General features: G+C 50.1%; 21 protein-coding genes. 6 read left to right on the top strand and 15 right to left on the bottom strand.

Annotated features, from left to right (window positions below; genetic code table 11):
* Positions 1–73 precede the first annotated feature (73 nt).
* The 4 genes from ACYVI9_RS02220 (at position 74) to ACYVI9_RS02205 (ending at position 3,633) form a co-directional block, all read left to right on the top strand.
* Complete coding sequence (locus ACYVI9_RS02220) at positions 74–1,087, top strand: aldo/keto reductase (protein ID WP_460760058.1); 1,014 nt, start codon at positions 74–76, stop codon at positions 1,085–1,087.
* A 65-nt stretch (positions 1,088–1,152) separates the two neighbouring features.
* Entirely contained in the window at positions 1,153–2,169 is a 1,017-nt protein-coding gene (locus ACYVI9_RS02215) for a zinc-binding alcohol dehydrogenase family protein (RefSeq protein ID WP_460760055.1), read from the top strand.
* Positions 2,170–2,345: 176 nt separating this feature from the next.
* Positions 2,346–2,858 carry a hypothetical protein gene (locus tag ACYVI9_RS02210; protein WP_460760052.1) on the top strand — a complete coding sequence of 171 codons (513 nt, stop codon included), beginning with the start codon at positions 2,346–2,348 and terminating at the stop codon, positions 2,856–2,858.
* Positions 2,859–3,045: 187 nt separating this feature from the next.
* Complete coding sequence (locus tag ACYVI9_RS02205; protein ID WP_460760050.1) at positions 3,046–3,633, top strand: TetR/AcrR family transcriptional regulator; 588 nt, start codon at positions 3,046–3,048, stop codon at positions 3,631–3,633.
* A 40-nt stretch (positions 3,634–3,673) separates the two neighbouring features.
* On the opposite strand, the gene ACYVI9_RS02200 is transcribed toward ACYVI9_RS02205, so the two are convergent.
* From ACYVI9_RS02200 to ACYVI9_RS02185, 4 genes are all read right to left on the bottom strand, one after another.
* Complete coding sequence (locus tag ACYVI9_RS02200; protein WP_460760047.1) at positions 3,674–4,045, bottom strand: 3-hydroxyacyl-ACP dehydratase; 372 nt, start codon at positions 4,043–4,045, stop codon at positions 3,674–3,676.
* Positions 4,035–4,784: a polysaccharide deacetylase family protein gene (locus ACYVI9_RS02195; protein WP_460760045.1), complete on the bottom strand. Its 750-nt coding sequence runs from the start codon at positions 4,782–4,784 to the stop codon at positions 4,035–4,037. Before ACYVI9_RS02195 ends, ACYVI9_RS02200 begins: the two co-directional genes overlap by 11 nt.
* A gap of 17 nt (positions 4,785–4,801) precedes the next feature.
* Complete coding sequence (locus tag ACYVI9_RS02190; RefSeq protein WP_460760042.1) at positions 4,802–5,878, bottom strand: beta-ketoacyl synthase chain length factor; 1,077 nt, start codon at positions 5,876–5,878, stop codon at positions 4,802–4,804.
* An 85-nt stretch (positions 5,879–5,963) separates the two neighbouring features.
* Positions 5,964–7,241 (bottom strand): Gfo/Idh/MocA family protein, encoded by a 1,278-nt coding sequence (locus ACYVI9_RS02185; protein WP_460760040.1) that lies wholly within the window; start codon positions 7,239–7,241, stop codon positions 5,964–5,966.
* 337 nt (positions 7,242–7,578) lie between these two features.
* Between ACYVI9_RS02185 and ACYVI9_RS02180 the strand changes: the two genes are divergently transcribed.
* Positions 7,579–8,943, top strand: a complete 1,365-nt coding sequence (locus tag ACYVI9_RS02180) for a TrpB-like pyridoxal phosphate-dependent enzyme (RefSeq protein WP_460760037.1) — start codon at positions 7,579–7,581, stop codon at positions 8,941–8,943.
* A gap of 2 nt (positions 8,944–8,945) precedes the next feature.
* On the opposite strand, the gene ACYVI9_RS02175 is transcribed toward ACYVI9_RS02180, so the two are convergent.
* The 10 genes from ACYVI9_RS02175 to ACYVI9_RS02130 all read right to left on the bottom strand — a co-directional run bounded on the left by ACYVI9_RS02175 (position 8,946) and on the right by ACYVI9_RS02130 (position 18,739).
* On the bottom strand, positions 8,946–11,030 hold the full coding sequence (locus ACYVI9_RS02175) for a family 10 glycosylhydrolase (protein WP_460760035.1): 2,085 nt from the start codon (positions 11,028–11,030) through the stop codon (positions 8,946–8,948).
* A gap of 165 nt (positions 11,031–11,195) precedes the next feature.
* Positions 11,196–12,437, bottom strand: coding sequence for a beta-ketoacyl-[acyl-carrier-protein] synthase family protein (locus ACYVI9_RS02170; protein ID WP_460760032.1), 1,242 nt, complete (start codon positions 12,435–12,437; stop codon positions 11,196–11,198).
* Positions 12,438–12,469: 32 nt separating this feature from the next.
* On the bottom strand, positions 12,470–12,742 hold the full coding sequence (locus tag ACYVI9_RS02165) for a phosphopantetheine-binding protein (protein ID WP_460760030.1): 273 nt from the start codon (positions 12,740–12,742) through the stop codon (positions 12,470–12,472).
* A gap of 3 nt (positions 12,743–12,745) precedes the next feature.
* Positions 12,746–13,351, bottom strand: coding sequence for a hypothetical protein (locus tag ACYVI9_RS02160; RefSeq protein ID WP_460760027.1), 606 nt, complete (start codon positions 13,349–13,351; stop codon positions 12,746–12,748).
* Between the two features lie 3 nt (positions 13,352–13,354).
* Positions 13,355–14,626 (bottom strand): NAD(P)/FAD-dependent oxidoreductase, encoded by a 1,272-nt coding sequence (locus tag ACYVI9_RS02155; RefSeq protein WP_460760025.1) that lies wholly within the window; start codon positions 14,624–14,626, stop codon positions 13,355–13,357.
* Positions 14,627–14,701: 75 nt separating this feature from the next.
* Complete coding sequence (locus ACYVI9_RS02150; RefSeq protein ID WP_460760023.1) at positions 14,702–15,775, bottom strand: methyltransferase; 1,074 nt, start codon at positions 15,773–15,775, stop codon at positions 14,702–14,704.
* 52 nt (positions 15,776–15,827) lie between these two features.
* Complete coding sequence (locus ACYVI9_RS02145; RefSeq protein ID WP_460760020.1) at positions 15,828–16,955, bottom strand: beta-ketoacyl synthase N-terminal-like domain-containing protein; 1,128 nt, start codon at positions 16,953–16,955, stop codon at positions 15,828–15,830.
* 4 nt (positions 16,956–16,959) lie between these two features.
* A complete protein-coding gene (locus ACYVI9_RS02140) occupies positions 16,960–17,382 on the bottom strand; it encodes an acyl-CoA thioesterase (RefSeq protein WP_460760018.1) in 423 nt (140 codons plus the stop codon).
* Entirely contained in the window at positions 17,382–17,801 is a 420-nt protein-coding gene (locus ACYVI9_RS02135; protein ID WP_460760015.1) for a 3-hydroxyacyl-ACP dehydratase, read from the bottom strand. The genes ACYVI9_RS02140 and ACYVI9_RS02135 overlap by 1 nt, the downstream gene beginning before the upstream one ends.
* A 62-nt stretch (positions 17,802–17,863) precedes the next feature.
* A complete protein-coding gene (locus tag ACYVI9_RS02130) occupies positions 17,864–18,739 on the bottom strand; it encodes an LpxL/LpxP family acyltransferase (protein ID WP_460760012.1) in 876 nt (291 codons plus the stop codon).
* 93 nt (positions 18,740–18,832) lie between these two features.
* Between ACYVI9_RS02130 and ACYVI9_RS02125 the strand changes: the two genes are divergently transcribed.
* The gene (locus tag ACYVI9_RS02125) at positions 18,833–19,978 is read left to right on the top strand and encodes a mechanosensitive ion channel family protein (protein WP_460760010.1); all 1,146 of its coding nucleotides are present in this window, start codon (positions 18,833–18,835) and stop codon (positions 19,976–19,978) included.
* Here the strand turns inward: ACYVI9_RS02125 and ACYVI9_RS02120 are convergent.
* Entirely contained in the window at positions 19,923–20,441 is a 519-nt protein-coding gene (locus ACYVI9_RS02120) for a thioredoxin family protein (RefSeq protein ID WP_460760007.1), read from the bottom strand. The two genes, ACYVI9_RS02125 and ACYVI9_RS02120, sit on opposite strands and share 56 nt — an antisense overlap.
* Positions 20,442–20,512: the final 71 nt, after the last annotated feature.

The following is a 20,512-nucleotide window of genomic DNA, read 5'->3' as shown; positions in this document are numbered from 1 at the left end:
AAAAAATATAGCTATTATCTTTATGGCCTCCGGTTTTCGGGCCGGTAACTATTAAAGACGATCATTTATTTACATGCACATCCAATTACCAAATGTTATTTCCGGAACCAGCCTGCTGGGTAATCTATATAAAGAAATACCTTATGAAGATAAAAAGGCGATCGTTAAAGCCTATATCGATGAAGTGGAAGGTATTCCCATGTTCGATTCTGCAGGAAAGTATGGTGCGGGTCTGGCCCTGGAAGTACTGGGCCGTTGCCTGGCCGATCTGAATATTCAGCCCGATCGGGTATTTATCAGTAATAAACTGGCCTGGGTCCGAAAGCCATTGCGCACGCCTGAACCGACTTTTGAAAAAGGCATCTGGCATAACCTTAGCCATGATGCCGAGCAGAAAATCAGCTACGAAGGCATCCTGCAGTGTTTTGAAAATGGTAATGAATTACTTGGAGCGTATCAGACGCAGTTCGCCTCCGTACATGATCCGGATGAGTATCTGGCGCAGGCAATAGACGAATCGGATTACCGCAAACGGTATGAAGATATAATGGAAGCCTACCGGGCCCTGCTGGAATTAAAATCCCGGGGAATCATTAAGGCCGTAGGTATCGGTGCGAAAGACTGGCGTTCGATTGAACTGATTTCCCGCGATGTGACCCTTGACTGGGTGATGATCGCCAACAGCTATACCATTTATCAGCATCCGCCGGAACTGATCCGGTTTATAGCAACCCTGCACGGGCAGGGCATTACCGTCATTAACTCTGCGGTATTTCACGGCGGTTTTCTGACGGGTGGTAATTTCTTTAATTATGTAGCACTGGATCCGCAAAAGCCTGCTGACCAGCCTTTTTTCCAGTGGCGCGAACGCTATTATGGTATTTGCCGGGAATTTGGACTGGATCCGGCTGCGCCAGCGATTTACTTCGGAAGGCATGTCCCGGGCGTGAAGAGTATTGCATTGAACAGCAGCCATCCGAGCCGGGTCAGCAAGAATATGGCGATGGCCAATACGCCTATTCCGGAAAGCTTTTGGCAAAGGCTGAAGAATGAAGCTTTGATTGCACCAGATTATCCTTATTTGTAAGTGTCGTCGTCCAGCAGCGCAGCGCCGTGGGATAACAGCTGTCAGAACAATTAAAAAACAAAAAAATGAAGACCTTAATATGTACCCTGCCAGGATCTTTTGAATACGCCGAAATCAGGAAGCCGGTCCGCAAAAAGGGGCATGCCATTATCCGGGTGCGACGCATCGGTATCTGCGGCACGGACCTGCATGCATTCCAGGGAACCCAGCCCTTTTTCAGTTATCCGCGGATTCTGGGCCATGAACTCTCCGGAGAAATAGCAGATATAGATCCTGTACCCGGCTTTAAAACAGGGGATAAAGTGACCCTGCTGCCCTATTTCAGTTGTGGTAAATGCGTTGCCTGTAAAAGAGGCAAATCCAATTGCTGCGCGAAAATCGACGTATTCGGCGTTCATATCGATGGGGGTATGAAAGAATTTATTTCCGTGCCGGTTGGTTCGCTGGTAAAAGGCCGGGGACTCAGTTTTGAAGAACTGGCACTTACAGAACCATTGGCGATAGGCGCACATGGCGTGCGGCGGGCCGGAGTGCAGCCTGGCGACTATGTACTGGTCATCGGGGCCGGCCCCATTGGACTGGGCACAATGGAGTTTGCCCGAATCGCAGGTGCCCGGGTAATCGCCATGGACGTAAATGCGCAACGCCTGGATTTTTGCCGGCGACATTTATCCGTCTTTGCTACCGTAAATGCAATGGACCACGATCTGCCTCAGCAACTGATGCAGTTAACAGGAGGAGACATGCCTACGGCCGTCATTGATGCTACCGGTAATCTGAGGGCTATTAATCAGGGCATTGATTACCTGGCACATGGAGGGAACTATGTATTGATTGGTCTGCAGAAGGAAGCTTTTTCGTTTAGTCATCCCGAATTTCACAAACGGGAAACCACGCTGATGAGTAGTCGCAATGCCACGCGCGAAGATTTTGATCATGTGATCCGGTGTATGAAAAAAGGATGGATCAATCCAGCCACCTATATAACCCATACGGTTTCTTTCGATCAGGTTAAAGCCGAGTTTGAGTCCTGGCTAATGCCCGAAACAGGTGTGATAAAAGCGATGGTTCAATTGGATTAAGTATATTTACGAGTACAAAATCGGTTGCCGGATCCATCGGGTGCGCAGCTTGACGGATCCGACAACTAAACCTGCTGCTTGTGCACCTGTTTTTTTAAAAATATACGATGCTTAAATTAATTCTACTGGTAGTAATTTCAGGGCTTGTCTTTTTATACTTCCTGTACAATTTGTACATGTTAGCGGTCAGAAAGAAAATGAACTATCGAATGCCGCTGATCCTTAGCCTTCTGGCAACAATGGGACTTGCAGGCTATACGATTTATCAGGCGGTTCGAAAATCCTATAATACCATTAAAAAAGCCGATCAATGGATCGTCAATGGCGCAGCTGAAGCCGGTAAACTGGCCGGGTCGGCCACTGCGGCATTCGGGTCGTCCGCTGTAGAAGGTGCGGGAACGGTATTGAACGGTAAATTGGTGCTGTCTCCTGCTATCCGGGAGCTGGGGCTGCAACTGGGTACCGTCAAACGTCTGGGCCATGACAGCCTGGAATGTTACTGGATTTTTAATAAGAATATCGATACTGAGATCCGGATCCGTATACTCGATAAACAAGCGCAGGAACTGGGCCGGGTCACCCGGCGCCTGACAGGGACAGCGGGAACGGCCCGGGTTGATAGCCTGAAACTGGATGCCGCCCTGCATCTCGAGGATTCGGACCGTATCCTGATTGAAAGCACAGAATAATGCCAGGGGATTTCAGCCGGGCTGATAGCGCAACCTGCTCCTGAAATCAGTGCTTGTAAGGACAGGTTGTGTGTCTCTAACTATTTGAAAGTGTTAAAGTTGGGTGGTCAGCTGTCCTGCATATTCCCGGCCGGTAAGGCCGAATAAATTTCTACCGGATTAATAGAAAAATGCATAGTTTTGGAACATGGGGTCGATTGCGCGTAAAAAGTCTGCAAAAAAAGAGTTGATCATAACTACTGCTGCTGCCATGTTCAGAGAGCGGGGCTATGCAGCCAGCTCCATGCGTGATCTTGCAGAAAAAATAGGTATTGAGGCAGCCAGCCTCTACAATCATATTTCTTCCAAATCCCAGATACTGGAGGAAATCATCTGGGGCGTAGCCGAGGATTGCAGAAAACACCTGGATCAGCTCGAAGTCAGCCGTAGTTCCAACCTTGAAAAAATAGAATCCCTGATCCGCTTTCATACCAATATGATGCTCAGTCGCTTTGAGGAGTATTCGGTGATGGTCAGTGAATGGATGCACCTGGAAGGTGATAAACTGGCCCGTTTTGCCGCTGACAGAAGAGATTATGTGAGAAGGATGGAAACCATTGTGGACAAAGGCATTCAAAGCGGAGAGCTCAAATCCCTGATGCCTTATGTGGTAGTGCTCAATATACTTTCAGCTGTGCGCGGGCTGGAATTCTGGCACCGCAGTACCAAGACCCATGCTGCCAAGGATATGGAAGAAAACATGGTGATTCACCTGATCGGTGGCATTAAGAAATGATCAAAGCCAGCCTGCAGTTCGCCCTTCGTTACCGACCCCTTCAATTCCTGATCAGATAGGAGCCGTTCATTTTTAAAAATACGTTGGATGCACTTCGGAGCTGCCCCTGAACTGAAACGCTTCCTGGTGTTGAATCATCAAAACTGATTTCCACTTCCAGCTGATTCGTTTGTCGGGGATCCACCATCTGGAGGAACTTGCACTGTGCTGCCTCCTGCAAAAAAAGCTTTTTATCAAGCGTTTTTTCCAGGAGTTCTTTGATAAGCTGTAACTGGCAAACACCCGGTAGTACAGGCTGACCCGGAAAATGACCTTCAAAAATCGGATGCTCCGGCTGTATACCCACCAGGGCCCGGACCCTGCCTGTGGCAGTTTCAAAAGATTGGATAATAAAAAGATGATCAATCAGCATAGGCCGGCAAATTTAATAGTTTATCCATTGCAACAATTTCATAGCCCCTTTCCTGTGCCAGTTGAATAAAACGCGGCAGTATTTCAAGCGTAAGCGCCATAGTATCATGGAACAATACAATGGCCCCGGGATGCAGGCGGTTAAGCGTGTTGTTCAAAAGTTTTTCCGGGTTTCTGGCCTGGGTATCCAGGGAACGGACGCTCCAGCCCATTACCTGATAACCCAGTTGATGGACGGCTTTGGCAATACGGGGATTGGTCACGCCATAGGGCGGACGGAACCAGGCCGGGCTTCGTCCCGTGACTTGCCGGATCAGGGTGCTGGTCCGCTGCAGATCTGCCCGGACTTTTGCCGTGGTCCAGAAATCGAAAGCAGGGCTGTGGTGATAGGAGTGATTCCCTATACTATGCCCAGCTTCGAAGATTTTTTTCAATCCGACCGGATCGTTTTCGATCCGGCGACCGATGCAAAAAAAAGTGGCCGGTACCTGGTAGCGATCCAGTACTTCCAGAATCTGCTTCGTAAACTGACCCGGACCGTCATCAAAACTGAGGGCAATCTGCTTTTCTTCGGTGACCGCCCGGCAATTTGCCCGCAGGTAGAACCCGGACCGGATCGAATAGCTTCCATAGAACAGCAATGACAGATAAGCGAGGGCAGTCAAAATATAAAAAATAACCGGGAGGGGCAACAGCAGATCCCACACCATCAGCAGGCCCAGCAGGAGCCCGAATATCATATTGGCCTTTTTAAATCTTAACATGCTGCAAGCAGGTAAAGCGCCGGATACTGCAATTTATAATTATTATAAATCAGGATACGTTGCGGAGGCTTCCCGTTGGCGGTACTGGCATCCTGAAGCATATTAACGGCCAGCCAAAGTGCAAAAGCCGCGGAACTCGGGTACTCACCGCAATAATTCTTATAGGTCCTGATCTTGCTGTGGTCAAAAAGGCCCATGGTTGCCTGTTGGTAATGTGCAGCGTCCTGACGGTCACCATTGATGCCCAGCAACACCAGGTCGATCTGATCGGGGTCTATTTGCAGCTGTTGCATAAAAGCGGTAATCATTTTGCCGGGGTCGGCTGTCGGTTCAAAACGGATCTGCATGCCTTCAAGGGCTGCCAGGGAACCTGGAACCGGTTGTCGGGTAAGGGTAAAAAAAGCCGCGCCTTCTCCCGCCATGGTGCCGGTGGCGGGGTTTTCTGCCAGATACCGGGAGTCGCCTGCCTCCCGGTAATTACCGAAGCGCCGGAGGATGGCATGACTATTTTCTGTGATTTCATCTGCCGCGCCTACCAGCAGGTGTTGGGCAGCACCTTCTGCCAGCAGGGAAATGGCGTCCATCATCGCAGATTCAAAGGAAGCGCCCCGATGGACATAGGTATTATTATATTGATGACATTTTAATTGCAACGCGATCTGGGCGCCTACGGTATTGTGGGTGCTTTGGATAAATGCGGTGGGCGACAACAAAGTCTCTTTAAATTCTACCATCCGCGTCAGAAAGACATTTGTATCCGCCAGACAACCATAAGCCGTTCCGGTAATGATCGCATCAGGTTCGTCCAGGCCGGCATCCCGAAGGCATTGCATGGCAGCAGCCATGCCCATTTTGATGATGCGGCTCATGCGTCTGATCAACCTGGGGTCGATAAATTGGGTGTAGTCCGGTTCAATACAGGTCAGCTGTTCGCCACTATAGCGGGCGGGCTCCCGGATCAGCTGCTCATAAGAAGTCTGTGGAGATACGGCACCCGTACTCCGGATAAAACCCAGGACCTTCCTCTGGGAACTGCCTGCGTGGGTATCTGATAGTATATCCGGCATCATAACTGAAACTGGCGAAATTAAATGAACGGATGCGTTTTACCACAATATTTTGCAGCAGGCGGCAATCGTTCCGGAAGGACCATCTTTAGAATTTCCTGAAATCCCATTGACCCCGATAGGGGCGTCCCAGCATCAGATTGGCACTGTCCTGACCGAAACGTTCCCTGACGGGATCCCAATCCAGGTCCTGCTGCAGTTCGTAAGCGATATTAACGGCATTGCAGACAGTAGCGCTCCGATGGCCGATTTCCACATCACAAATCGGACGCGAACGTTTCTTAATGGCATTTATCCAGTCCTGATAATGGTTCTCACTATAATAGAGCCTCTTGTCCTTGCTACTGAAAGTAAACTTTGCCAAGTTAGCGGGTTCCGTGCGCAGAAAACTGCGACTGACTTCAATCTTTCCTTTTTCGCCGATGAACTGGATGGCGTTACCCTCGCCCCATTTTTTATGGTTTACGGTTACACCGTTGGCGTATTTAAAGGACAGGCCGCTGGTGGCTTCCGGTTTTTTAGGTGGACTGAATTTGACGGGTCCGGAACCATCCATATCCAGCGCCCATTGTACAATATCAAACATATGAGCACCCCAATCGGTGATATACCCGCCTCCAAAGCCGCGGTATCCCCGCCACCAGGCCCATTGCCTGGCATCGGGGGCTGGGGCCAGAATTTCGTTAAAACCGCGGTACAGGGAAGGGCCGACCCAACGATCCCAGTTCAGTCCTTCAGGCACCGGCTGCGTGGGTAAATCACATTGTTTTACCGGCTCCCCGACGGAAACGTTGATCTCGGTTATTTTCCCGATATAGCCGTTGACGACCAGCTCTGCGGCTTGTCGAAAATTGTATTGAGAGCGTTGCATACTGCCGGTTTGCAGGACTCTTTTGTATTTTCTCACCGCGTCGACCATGGCCCGGCCTTCAGCAATCGTCAGAGAAAGCGGTTTTTCGCACATGATGTCTTTTCCTGCCTTAGCGGCGTCAATGACAACCTGGGCATGCCAATGGTCGGGTGTCGCGACGACCACAGCATCTATATCTTTTCTTTCCAACAGCTCCCTGTAATCCTCATACCCCTTGATTTCAGTAGCCACTTTTTCCGCATTGGCTTTTCTGGCCAGACCGATAAACTGCTCAAGTTTCTGACGGTAAACGTCGCTCGCTGCGACGACCAGGGTTTCTTTGGGCACATTAATGGCATTAACCAGTCCATGGGACTGTTTTCCAACACCGATATAACCCAGATTAATCCGGTCGTTGGGGGCAATATAGCCGGTGCCTCCCAATACGGAACGGGGAACAATGGTGAAAGCCAGGGCGCCCATGGCGGACTGTTGGATAAAATTTCTGCGCTTCATTCTTGACTATTTAATGGTTAATGGCAAAACCGGATTGCAGGAGGAACTACCGTTGTACTGCAAGCTCCTGTTTCGTTGTTATTGACGGGTTCACTGATCCGGGGATCATTATATACTTCCAAATATAACCTCTTTCAGGTGAAAGCCCGCGGGGATGGCTCCGTAATTATTCCGACACTAAACTGTTTGTCCGCGATGTATCAGATATCCGGAATATCAGATATATTTGAAATACGCACCAAAGGATTTTTAAACGACTACACGCAGTAACGAATTGCCTGCTGATGAGATTTTCGATGCAGCAGCTTTACCTGAACCAAAAAAAAATAATAAATAGATGAAAGCAAGAAAAATCACCCTCAGCGAACAGGAGATACCGGAACAATGGTACAATATTGTGGCCGATATGCCGAACAAACCCTTACCACCCCTGCACCCGGGTACCAGGGAACCCATCGGTCCTGAGGCCCTGGCCCCGCTTTTTCCACAGGCGCTGATTGAACAGGAAGTTTCCACAGAGAAATGGATCAACATACCCGAGGAAGTGCGGGATATCTACAGCCTCTGGCGGCCTACGCCCATGTACCGGGCCTATGAATTGGAGAAAGCACTGGATACGCCGGCCAAAATTTATTATAAATATGAGGGCGTCAGTCCGGCAGGATCACATAAACCCAATACCGCTGTCCCTCAGGCCTATTATAACAAGAAGGAAGGGGTGAAGCGCATAGCAACAGAAACCGGCGCCGGCCAGTGGGGCAGTGCGCTGAGTTTTGCCTGCAACCTCTTTGATATTGAGTGCGAAGTTTTTATGGTGAAGATTTCATATGAGCACAAACCTTACCGTAAAGTAATGATGAATACCTGGGGCGCCCAGGTCATTGCTTCACCCAGTAATACGACCGAGGCAGGCAGAAAAATCCTGGCAGCAGATCCCAATAGTCCAGGCTCCCTGGGCATCGCTATTTCTGAAGCCGTAGAAGTCGCCGCGCAGCGGGAGGATACCAAGTACGCGCTGGGAAGTGTATTAAACCATGTACTCCTGCACCAGACCATCATTGGCCTGGAAGCATATAAGCAACTGGAGAAAGCCGGCGACCTGCCCGACGTAGTGATTGCTCCCTTTGGCGGTGGTTCTAATTTTGCCGGCCTTTCATTCCCCTTCCTGCGCCTGAATTTTGAGACGGGCAAGAAAATCCGATGTATTGCCAGTGAACCGACCTCCTGCCCCAAATTAACCCGTGGCGTCTTTCGTTATGATTTTGGCGATACCGTAGGGATGACCCCGCTTTTACCCATGTACACCTTGGGGCATAATTTCGTGCCTGCACCCATACATGCCGGTGGCCTGCGCTACCATGGTGCCGGTGCCATTGTCAGTCAGCTCCTCAAAGACGGACTGATCGAAGCCAGCGCCCATGACAATCTCGAAGTCTTTGAAGCCGGCATCACATTTGCCAGAACGGAGGGAATTATCCCGGCACCCGAAGCAACGCATGGCATTGCCACAGCGATCAGAGAGGCGGAGCGCTGTAAACGTGAAGGCCGCTCCGAAACGATTTTATTCAATCTTTGCGGGCATGGTAATTTTGACATGAAAGCCTACCAGGATTATTTTGAGGGCCGGATCCACCGACATGAACTTACCGATCAACAGATTCAGGCATCACTCGCAGAACTGGATACGCCGCTGATTAATTGAAATCAGTCGCCGCGGGCCATCAGGGCCCGGACATGCTGAAGCAGGGTTCCGTCCTTAACATAGGGATAAATATTTTTTCCCGGGCAATCGGTGTTTTTACAGTAATCCCGATGGCAGGCGATACTGCCGGGATCGATACCATACTGCTGACAACAATAGGCAATCAGCCGGGCAAGACTATTGCGGGCCGCCGGACCCAGCTCCTGTTTTTCGTAGTTGCCCAGCAGACAGATCAGTAAATGTCCCTCCGGATCATATTCAGTATAGGTCTCTCCCACAGTTGCCGGATCGCGGCCTTCGAAAATAGTGCCGTCCGGCGCGATCAGGAAATGATAGGGGATATCTGTCCAGTTACGATCAGGCCCCATACACCAGGCCTGCAGGTTTTTTAACCGCAAAGCTGCATTTGCGGTGTCAGCCAGCACCCTGCCTCCTTCATGGTGTATCGTAATACGAACCGGTTGCTGCGGCTTATACGGCCGGGCAGTCGCTGCCTGCCAGCTGCTTCGGGGCAGGATGGCCGGTTTCGTAGCGACACCAGCTGCGATAATAGTTTTAGCACTTTCATTTCCACAACGATCCACCGAGGATCCCGCCAGCTGCACCAGTTGCCGACCAGACTGTTCGAGCGCTATAGTCACCTGTTGTTCTCCGTTGTTGAAAATCCGGTATTGCCATTGATCTCCATACTGGTAGTACAGGACCCTGTGGAATACATCCGCGGGTTGGCTATCGGTCCAGCTGATTCGTAGGCTGTCATCCTTCCTGCTGATTTTCAATGCCGGTGCGGCGGGTGGGTCCGGATCCAGCCAGGTACTGGCTGGGACCAGTGCCTGCTGCTGATAGGGCCCTTCGAGCAGTGCCCTGGCCAGGGGCGGGTTACGGGTCAGGGAGGAGATGCTCCAGTGTACCAATCCGGGGCTTTGGGGCAGCATCCCTCTGGTGATCATGATTTTGTTGATGACTTCCCTGATATTGGCCTTACTGCTGTCGCGGCCGATGCTGATACCGGGCCATAAATGACGGTGGTGGGTATTTTCGGTGGACCACCAGCCCAGCAATACAGGAAAACTCTGTCCCTGCCGGTCAATGGGCCAGTAAAGCTGTGGTGAAAAGTAGTCGACCCAGCCCTGGTTCAGCCAGTATTTGGCGTCGGCGTACAATTGTTCATACTGATCAAAACCGGTAACAGCAGCCGGGTGGCCGGGACGCCAGATGCCAAAGGGGCTGAGTCCAAAACGGACTTGCTTTTTTTCTGTTTTGATAACCTTGTATACCTGCTCAATAAATTGATTGACAGCCTCCCGGCGCCAGTCACTGCGTGTCAGCCGACCGCCGTTTTTTAGGTACTGGTTCCAACTACTACTATCGGGAAAATCGGCATTACCGTTGTAGGAAGGATAGGGATAAAAATAATCGTCAAAATGAACACCGTCAATATCATAACGTTTGACAATGTCCCGGATCACATGCAAGCCATGATCGCGTGTTGCTTTCAGGGAAGGATCAAACCACCAGTAACCTTCCTGCAGCCTGTGCACCAGCCCGGGCATTTTTTTTACCACAGAGCTGTCGGTAACCGGCCCTCCCGATACATGATGCGCCCGATATGGATTGAGCCAGACATGCAGTTCCAGTCCACGTTGATGGGCCGCCCGGACCCAGAACTGCAGGGGATCGTAATAGGGATCTGGCGCCTGACCCTGCTTTCCGGTCAGAAAATAAGACCAGGGTTCCAGGTCGCTCTGGTAGAGGGCATCGGCCTGAGGTCTTACCTGAAAAATGACGGCGTTAAAATGGTGTGCCTGCAGGAAGTCCAGCAGTCTGATGGCCTCGTCCTGTTGTCGGTCAGTGGACAGGCCGGGCTGACTCGGCCAGTTGATATTGGCCACGGTAGCTACCCAGGCCGCCCGAAACTCCCGGCGCACTTCAGGCAGGGGGCTGGTCGATACCTGTAATGTCGGGGGATTGTCGGCTATTTTCTGCTGACCTGTACATTGGCTGAAAAACACCAGTATACCTGCAACAGCGAGGGCTTCGGAAAATTGTAAGAGCCGGTAAATGCCTATCTGAAATCTTTTATGCATGTCTATATTTTTATGTCGCGCAAGCGGGCGGTCCAATAAGAATAAGTGAAGCTTCCTGGACGAAAAACCTATCCTGGTGAATTGAGGGCCGGACAAAATCATTCCCTTTTTGCCTGCAGCTCATATGGCAAAGCTTCCTGCGACCTTGAAAATACAAAAAATGCGCTAATCCGGAACGCGGCTGAAAACCAGGGCGCTGCAGTTGCCGCCAAAACCAAAAGAGTTGGAAAGTACATGCCGCAGGACCTGCGGTTGTAGACTGGTGACAGGTTGGAAGGGTAATTCCTTCATGGGCGTCTGGAAACGGAGGTTGGGAAAGATCAGTCCCTGCTGCAGGGCCAGTACCGCGTATACAGCTTCGATACCACCACTGGCGCCCAGGGTATGGCCGGTAAAGGACTTGGTGGAGCTCAAAGGGGGGTAAGCTCCTTCAAATAATGTTCGAATGGCACTGCCCTCCGCAATATCGTTATTAAGGGTACCGGTTCCATGAAGGTTGATATAGCTGATATCGGCGGGTCGGAGACCTGCTTTTTTCAGCGCTGCTGACATGGCGAGCAGGTTGCCGGTTCCTTCCGGCGAGGAAGCAGTTTGGTGGTGCGCATCATTGGCATTGGCCCAGCCGCTCAGTTGTATCTGCGGTCTTTCGGCCATCCTGGCAGCCAGCGTTTCAGAGACCAGCACCAGATAACCGGCTCCTTCACCCAGATTCAGCCCCCTGCGGTGTTCATCGAAGGGCTGGCAGGGCTCCTGATCCAGGATCATCAGGGTATTGAATCCATTGAGGGTAAACCGGGTCAGGGCGTCCGCACCACCGGCGATCGCCATATCCAGCAGGCCCTGACGAATCAGCCGCGCGGCCAGAAAAATACTGTTGGCCGATGAGGAACAGGCGGTACTTACGGTAGTTACAAAATCGCGGATGCCGAGTGCGCGGGCGGTAATTTCGGTGACAGCGCCACATTCATGATGCACGACTTCACGGAGCCGGCCCGCCCCGGCATCCTGTAGAAATTCCGGGTAAAAATTTTCTGTTTTATCCATGCCGCCGACGGAGTTGGCGGATATAAAACCTGTACGCCAGGCGGCAGGATCCAGTCCCGAACTGTTTAGGGCCTGGCGGGCTGCAATGGTCGACAGCAATGCCGTGCGGGAAATTTCTTCAGACAGGCCCGCCATGGCGGCAAGTTCTTTATTGCTGAAAGGCACTTCCCCAACCGGCAAAATTCCTGTATGAATGGAAGACAGACCCTCAAGTGGCCGGATACCGGCCTTTCCGTTTTTCAGGCTGCTCAGGTTTTCGGCACAATCCCTGCCAATGGCCGAGATCACGCCCATACCTGCAATATAAACCGGGGGGCCTTGCGGGTCTTGCTGAACCGCTGAGGAAAGGGGTGATGCCGCCATGCTTTTAAAATCGCGTGTGAATGCTGAAGGGATTAATTTGCTGCACCAACCTGGTGCTCCAGAATATAATCGGCCATGGTGTTAACGGAACGGAACACGTCCTGTCCCTCTTCCGCATTTTTAAGTTTGACGTCGTATTCCTGCTGCAATAAAACGATCAGCTCGAGCGCGTCGATGGAATCCAGACCGAGACCTTCCACAAACAGCGGGTCATCATCACCAATATCTTCCGGCTTTTTGTCTTCCAGTTTCAACTGCTTGATGATCTTTTCTTTTAACTCCTGAACCAGTACTTGCTTTTCCATAATTTACTTGCTGTACAAATGATCTAAATTCTGAGGGGTAAAATTAAGGCTTCCCGGCCGCTTTACCTTTTCGACATAGAAAATAAAAGCCTCCGGTTGTTGATCTTCGACCTCCACCCAGCCGCCCAAACAGGCCTGCATACCCTGGTTTTCCAGGAGTCCGGTGATATATTCATGCAGCCAGGACGCATTGAAGGCTTCCTGAACAAAAAAGGCATTTTCACCTTTCAATTGATACCGGATGCTGATCTCACCAATCAGTATATTGGGCAGGGTATAGACAAAAAGTGCCGGACTGGGGATTTCCGCCACTGATTTATAGTAATTTATATCGGCCTCTATACTCCCGCTATGGTTGGACAACACCAGTCCCGTCTGCTCCGGAAATGCCGGTGTCTGCTCTTTAAAAACAACATCGCAGGCAATCATACCCGATTTACAGAGCAGATCCATTTTATAAAATTTGGGATAACCGACTTCCAGCGCATCGTAGGCCGCATGCAGCCAATCCAGACCTGCGGCTGTTGTTTCGAAAACCAGCCGGTCTCCGGACCATAATTGCCGGTCGACGATCCGGCTGTGTGCGGTAATATAATAATTGGCTGTCATCGGCTATTTAGGGTCCTTAAAACCATTGTCTATATACGCAATACTATCCCGGAGATGGATGGTCTTGGCCAGTTTTCTGAGGGCCGTGTCATGCCGGTCGACGTATTCATTGGATGTATCCCAGACATATCCCGCCAGAACCGAGCAGATTTTTCTTTTGATATCTGCGTCCTGGTTATCGGCGAAGAAGATCGTATGCAGGGTTGTATCATACCAGCCCATTACATAGCTACGGAAAGTATTGACGCCCTGCATCATTTCAAGACTATATTCTTTTTCCCAGTCGACTGTTTCGCCACGGAGCTGCCGGACTACGAGTTTACCGGCAATCTGGCTGGAAACGGTAGCCAGGGTTACCCCTGAAGAGAAGACGGGGTCGAGGAACTCGGTAACATTTCCGGTGAGTACGAAACCGTTCCCATAGAATTTTTCGGTGGTCGAAGACCAGGACTGCAGGATTCTTGGTTCCCATAAATATTCCGCGGCTTCCATTCTTTTGGCAATATAGGGCTCATCGGCAATCAGCGCCCGCATTTGCTCTTCAGGACTTCCCTTGTATTTTTCAAAAAATTCCGGATTTCCGACAAATCCTACCGAGGTTATACCGGTGGCGAAAGGGATAATCCAAACCCATACATCGGGTTTGTGTACGACGATCGTAATGCGGTCGGGTTCATCATCCATCTGCCGGTTGAGGTCCTTGATATGTACGAACTGTGCTTTACGTGGCGGCAGATTGGATGGTTTGTCCAGTCCAAATAAGCGGGGAATGACCCGGCCATAACCGCTGCCATCGATGATAAAACGCGCGGCAATCTGGCTTTCCCTGCCATCTGCATCGGTTATCGTGGTAACGGAAGATCCGTCAGCTTCGAATCGGATTCCTGTAACAGTCGTTTCATAATGTATCGGTACGCCCTGCGCCTGCAGGCCGTCTGCCAGGGCCTTATCAAAATCGGCACGGGTGACCTGATAGGCATGATCCCAGCCCTGGGTAAACTGGTCCGAAAAAGAATAATCACAAATCTTGCCATCACGGACAAATTTGGCACCCGTTTTCCGCTGGAATCCCTGTTGGAGCACACTGTCCAGCAGCCCGGCTTCCTCCAGCGCTTCCATACAGCGGGGCAGGAGACTTTCGCCAATAACAAAACGGGGAAACTTCATTTTTTCGACGACCTGGACTTTAAATCCGGCCTTATTAACAATTGCCCCGGCAACGGTACCGGCAGGTCCGGCACCTATGACCAATACATCAGTTTGAATCGTATCCATGAAAAAAAATTTGAAAATTTTACAGTTCTTTAAAGGTAAGGATTCGCTTCTTGCAAAGCGCCGTATCCCCCGCTCCTAGATTTTGCGGCACTTCAGCAGGGTATGACCCAGTCCGACGCCTACGGTTTCCTCGACCACCTCAAATCCGGCTTTGGTAATACATTTTTTAAATACCCGGCTGTCGTACATCTGGCTGTTGCCGTTGGCAATCGCCGTAAAATACAGCGAAAGTTGCTGGATACAGAAAGCAGAAGTCTCAAAACGCTGGTTGTCCCAGAATGCTTCCAGAATATAAATGGCGCCCTGATCATGGATGGCTTTACCACAACGCTGCAGGATACTGACGATTTCATCTTCGGAGAAGCAATCCAGAAACTGGCTCATCCAGACCCCGTCATAACCGGTAGGGAATTGCACGTTTTCATCCAGCACATTGGCGGGGTAGAAGTCTACCCTTTCAGACAGACCCAGTTCTTCAATATTTTTTTTGGCCATCGCCGCCTGACCGGGCAGGTCTACAATCGTAATACTTACATCCGGATCGAATCGGGTCGAAGCCAGGGCCCATTTACCGGTATTGCCACCGATTTCCAACAAGCGGTGCAGCTTATTTTCGGGTTTGTAGACATGCCTGAGTACGGCGGGAAAAGCGATATCCGAGAAATAATGATCGTACTCGAACCAGCTTTTTTGCTGTTGTTGATTGAGTTGAGAAAGGCCTTCATAGACCGTGTTCCATTGCCCCAGCTCTTTTAATCCGACAGGCTTGCCGGTATCGATGGAGGCTTCAAGATGATACATCCCCTTATAGCAGATATCCTGCACAAAGTTCATATTGACATTGGTCAGCGGATCATGCAACATGAAATATCCGGTACGGGCCAGCAGATATTTGTCCGTATCATCAATGATTAAAAGCTCCATACCCAGTCCGGCTTCTAACAATACCCGGGCGCCGTATTCCGGCAGTCCGGTTCGTGCTACGATTTCTTCAAGGGTAATACCATGTCTGGCGTCCTCGATAGCCTGGAGAATGCCTTTATCCCGCAGTAGACGGGCAGCCTGAAACAGGATTGGCCCGTGAGCGATCACCTGGGCATAATGCTTGGCTTCCAGTGCAGTTTTTTTGTCTTTGTTATATAAATTCATGTAAAGTGAAAATTAGGAATTCAATTTAATGTATATCAGTTTACTTTCGGATCTATTCTGATTTTTCCAGCAGAATGGCAGCATTACAACCTCCGAATCCGGACGCTGTTTTCAGGCAGTTGCGGAGCTCGCGATGTAACAGGGTACTACAGACATGGATCGGTACAACTGTACCGGACTGCTGGAAACCTCTGGTCGGGACAATAATGTTACGACGCAGTGATTCCAGGCTGATCACTGTTTCCAGAATGCCTGCTGCTCCCAGGGTATGGCCGTAATAACCTTTGAGGCTATTGACCGGTACAGCATCCAGACCATTGAGACCTATGGCCCGGCTTTCCATGTCATCATTATAGACGGTTGCCGTACCATGGGCAGAAATAAAATCAATGGCAGCAGCAGAGTGGCCTGCCTGCTGCATGGTCGCCTGCATCGCCTGGGCCAGTTCAGCGCCAGTTCTGGAAGGGCCGGAAATATGATTGGCATCCCCGGATACCGCACCGCCGGCACATCGGATCAGGGGATCGTTGGTGTCAGGTTTTTCGGCAGACAGGACAAGGGTGGCAGCGGCCTCTCCCAGATTGATGCCTTTCCGTTGCGCGTCGAATGGCCGGCAAAGTTCATCACTGACAGCATGAAAGGACTGGAAGCCCGAAAGGATGAAACGGGTAATCAGGTCCGCGCCACTGACAATTATATGGCGGTACTTTCCGGCGGCCAGCAGCCGACGGGCGGTGATAATGGCCAGTACACCAGAGATACAGGCATTGGAAATAACCAGGGGCGTATGTGCCAATTTCAGCACCTGTTGTAGTTGCCGGGCGGAACTGCTGAGTGCAATCCGGCCTTTTAACGCCCTATCAACCGGTTGATTTTCCAGCAGGCTGATATTGCCCTTGGTAGAAGACAGGATCAACAGGGTATCGCCTGACTCCAATATTCCGGTCAGTCCGCCGGTAGCGGCCAGAATGGAGTTTTTCAACAACTGCTCAAAAGCGGTCAGCTCTCCCTCCGTCTGAATTTTTTCAAAAACTGCTGCATAAAAAGGAACCGGGCTCCTGCCCGGATCATGGTGCAGGCGGAGGCCGGAATCACCCTGACAGACCCGCGTGAAATTCTCGGCTGTCGTGCTACCCAGTGGTGCATAAATATTGTCGGCTATAATATAGGGGTCCTGCATCTTGCTACACTAATCCAAATTTCTTTTTCCAGGCTTCAAAGAAGGGCGGATTATTCAGGAGCAGGTTTTGGCTGTCTTTTTCCAGAAATACCTGTGTGGTAGTCCCTGTGGCTACCAGTTGCCCGTCTATCGATTTATAAAGACGATAATCAAAGACGATCTTGGCGGCATCCGTCGCCTTATAAATGCTTTCTACTTTTACGCTTTCCCCAAACTTAAGCTGGCGTTTATAATTACATTCGGCATGCACAATGGGTACGATGATATCCTGACGGAAGAAATCCATATAACCGATGCCGTATTCTTTGCCGAAAGCCTCCCGGCCGTCCTCGAAATAACGGATATAATGACCATGCCAGACAATGCCCAGCGGATCCGCTTCATTGAAACGTATCAGCACTTCAGTCGTATGGGTGAGCGTCTTCATTACTGGGATGCAACAAATATCTTCATTTCACAGGAAGCGATTTTCCGGCCATTTACCGAAATATCGCCTTCAATAATAGTGGCATTAAAAACCTGGTGCCGTACCCGTATGCGGGTGCGCAGGGACTCCCCTACCACCGGATTTTTTTCAATGCGTAATTGCTGAACGGCGCCGATAAATCCTGCGGGTACCGGCCTACCTTCCTGCTGGCAAAGATATCCGGTATGCGCGGCTGCCGTTTGCGCTATGTTTTCGATCAATGCCGGTTCGCCCAACACCCCGTCTTCCACAAAAATATGGCCGGCTTTCACCAGGAAACTGCTGTCGGCACCCAGGGCGTCACTATGCTCCAGGCTGTCGACCATAACAAAGGGTGACCGCTGGGGAATAACAGTTAATATGTCCTGTACGAGGCTCATTAAAATACCCGGCAGGCCGGGCGCTAAAAGTAAGGAAACTTTGCCGCAACCCCAATTGTTGGCTAATTCCAGAAATTATAATAATTGTACCATTGGGTAGGATAAGACCGGACTTTCGCTTCCATGGCTGCAGCAAATGCTTCCAGGATGGCCTGGGGATTGCCGGAACTGCTGTTTTTAAAAACGACAGATTCACTGGCAAAGAAATGATAATGGAACAGGGTCTCCTTCAGGGCAAATACGAAGGATACCGGCACTTCCAGCCGGGAGGCCAGTACAAAAGGCCCCTGGGGAAACCGGGCATTCCGGCCGAGCAATGGTGTCTCCAGCGTTTTATTGCCGGGTAAAAAACGGTCAGAATGCATGCAAACCAATTCGTTACGCTGGAGGGCCTGGGTAATCTCATAGATATGGGAGAGGTTGTCCCGGATAACGATAATATGGGCATTCCTGGGACCGGTAGTAGCTTCCAGATAAGCTTTCAGCTGGGCCTGCTCGCCGTCAAACATTACAATATGAATGGGCGTATTGAGACGTTGAAGCAGATGACCAGCGATCTCCCAGTTCCCGATATGCGCGCTTAGCAGCAATCCGCCGCGGCCCTGGGCCACCATCCTGTGCAGGTGCTCCTCACCGTCAAAATCAAAACTAAAACGGTTTTTAATGCCCGCCATCATGGCAATTCGGTCGATAATGGCCTGGCCGAAACGGTAATAATTCTGGTACAGTTTCACCAGTGACTTGCCGGCGGAAAAACCCAGTCTTTTACGGTAGAGCTGCCAGATGGCTTTGGAAGACTTCCGGCTGAACAGGTAGTAGTAAGCCGCCACAAATACCAGCAACAGATATGCGGGACCTACCCCCACCATTTTAAGGATTCGGATGAAGATTCCGTATCCGGTTTTATTTCCCTTAGATTTACCTTCCCAATCCGGCATGTACTGACTTGATTTTCGGCTTTAAAGGTAAATCAATGCAGGCTTTGCTGTTGGGGTTAATTTTTTAATTTTACTATTCGAAAAACAAGACCAATGGAGGAACTGTTAAGTCAGATTATCTGGGATAATACGGTACAGCGTTATCTGATCGTAGCGGGTGTCATTTTGCTGGGATTCCTGTTAAAGAAATACCTGGCCCATTCAACAGTAGAATTCTTTTTCCTGTTGCTGACCAAAAGGTACAAACAACTGGACATTGCATCCTTTAAAAAGCTGGTAGCAAGGCCACTGGGACTTTTTATTGCCGTACTGATCATGGTGGTTACCCTGGATCAGCTCAATTTCCCCCGCGCCCTTGATTTCAGTATTTATCACCTGAAACTCAAGGAACTGTTCAGGATGCTTGCCACGGCAGCGCTGATTTTCACTTTTTTCCGGTTTTTGATCCGTTGTATTGATTTTGCCGTTCTGCTGATCAGGGAACGCTATATTCAGGACGACCAGATGGGCAGCCATCAGCTGGTTTTCTTCTTCAAAGATTTTATTAAGGTACTCATCGGCATTATTGGTACCCTGTTGCTGCTCAAGTATGTTTTTCGGTATGATATCAAAGGGCTGCTAACGGGACTGAGTATTGTAGGCGCCGCAGTCGCACTTGCGCTGAAAGAAAGCCTGGAGAATCTGATCGCTTCCTTTATTATCTTTTTTGACAAGCCATTTGCCACCGGCGACTATGTGAAAGGAAGTGATTTTGCGGGTAATATTGAAAAAATTGGTTTGCGCAGTACCCGGTTGAGAACCGATGCCAAAACCTATCTCACTGTACCCAACAAAAAAATGGTGGACAGTGTGGTAGACAATCATAGCAACCTGACCCAACGTCGTACGGATTTGAAACTGGAACTGGAAGCCGATACAAAATCCGGTCAGATTCGTGAACTCCTGGATCGAATCCGGGCGATCCTGGAGGGCCGGCAGGTACAGAATACAACCTTATTTCTGAATGATATCCGTCCAGGGGCACTGCAGGTTACCGTTATATATTTTACGGGACCCATTCCTTATGCCGATTATACGAAGCTCCGGCAGACGATAAATCTGGAGATTCTGGAATATTTGGAATCTGCAGGGATCAACCTGACGGGGACAATGACCAATATCAGCCTTGTCAATTCGCAACCAGTTACGGATGTTCCGCCAAAGCCAGGTTCGCCAGCTCCTGATCAAAGCGACCTGTAACGCCATATTCTACCACCCGTCCCGTTTCTTTTCCATCCCTGAGTAAGATGATGGTCGGAACATGAAGTATATTCAGATTCTCGGCAAACCGGGCCGCATCTTTCTTGGTCCGGTCCAGTGCAAAAAGGGTGATATGCTTTTTGTCAATACCTGCTGCTTCTACAATTTTATAAAAACGGGGAAGAACATAATGGGAATCAGCGCACCAGGTACCGAAAAATACGAGAAACCTGAGCTTATCTTTATTTTCCGAAAACGCTTTTACAATGCTGTCTGCAGGTTGATAGGCCTGATGGTGCGCGCCGTACCAGCCAAAGTTGACGGTGTCCGCCTGCAGGATGCTGTCGGTTACAAAACCTTTTAATAACTGTTTTCCGGTACGATCCCTTACGGATTCAAAACTTTGAGCCCGGATCGCTGTGAGTTGTAACAGGAACAAGGAACTTAGTAGTAGATACTTCATGATTTCAATTGAAAGGCGCAAAATACGGAATTGCGCCGGGAGCGTGCCGGGACGTCCCGGCCGGCTGTTCT

The sequence above is a fragment of the Niabella terrae genome, assembly GCF_054783135.1.
The sequence above is the reverse complement of the archived record's forward strand: the minus strand, read 5'-3'. Positions and strand labels throughout refer to the sequence as shown.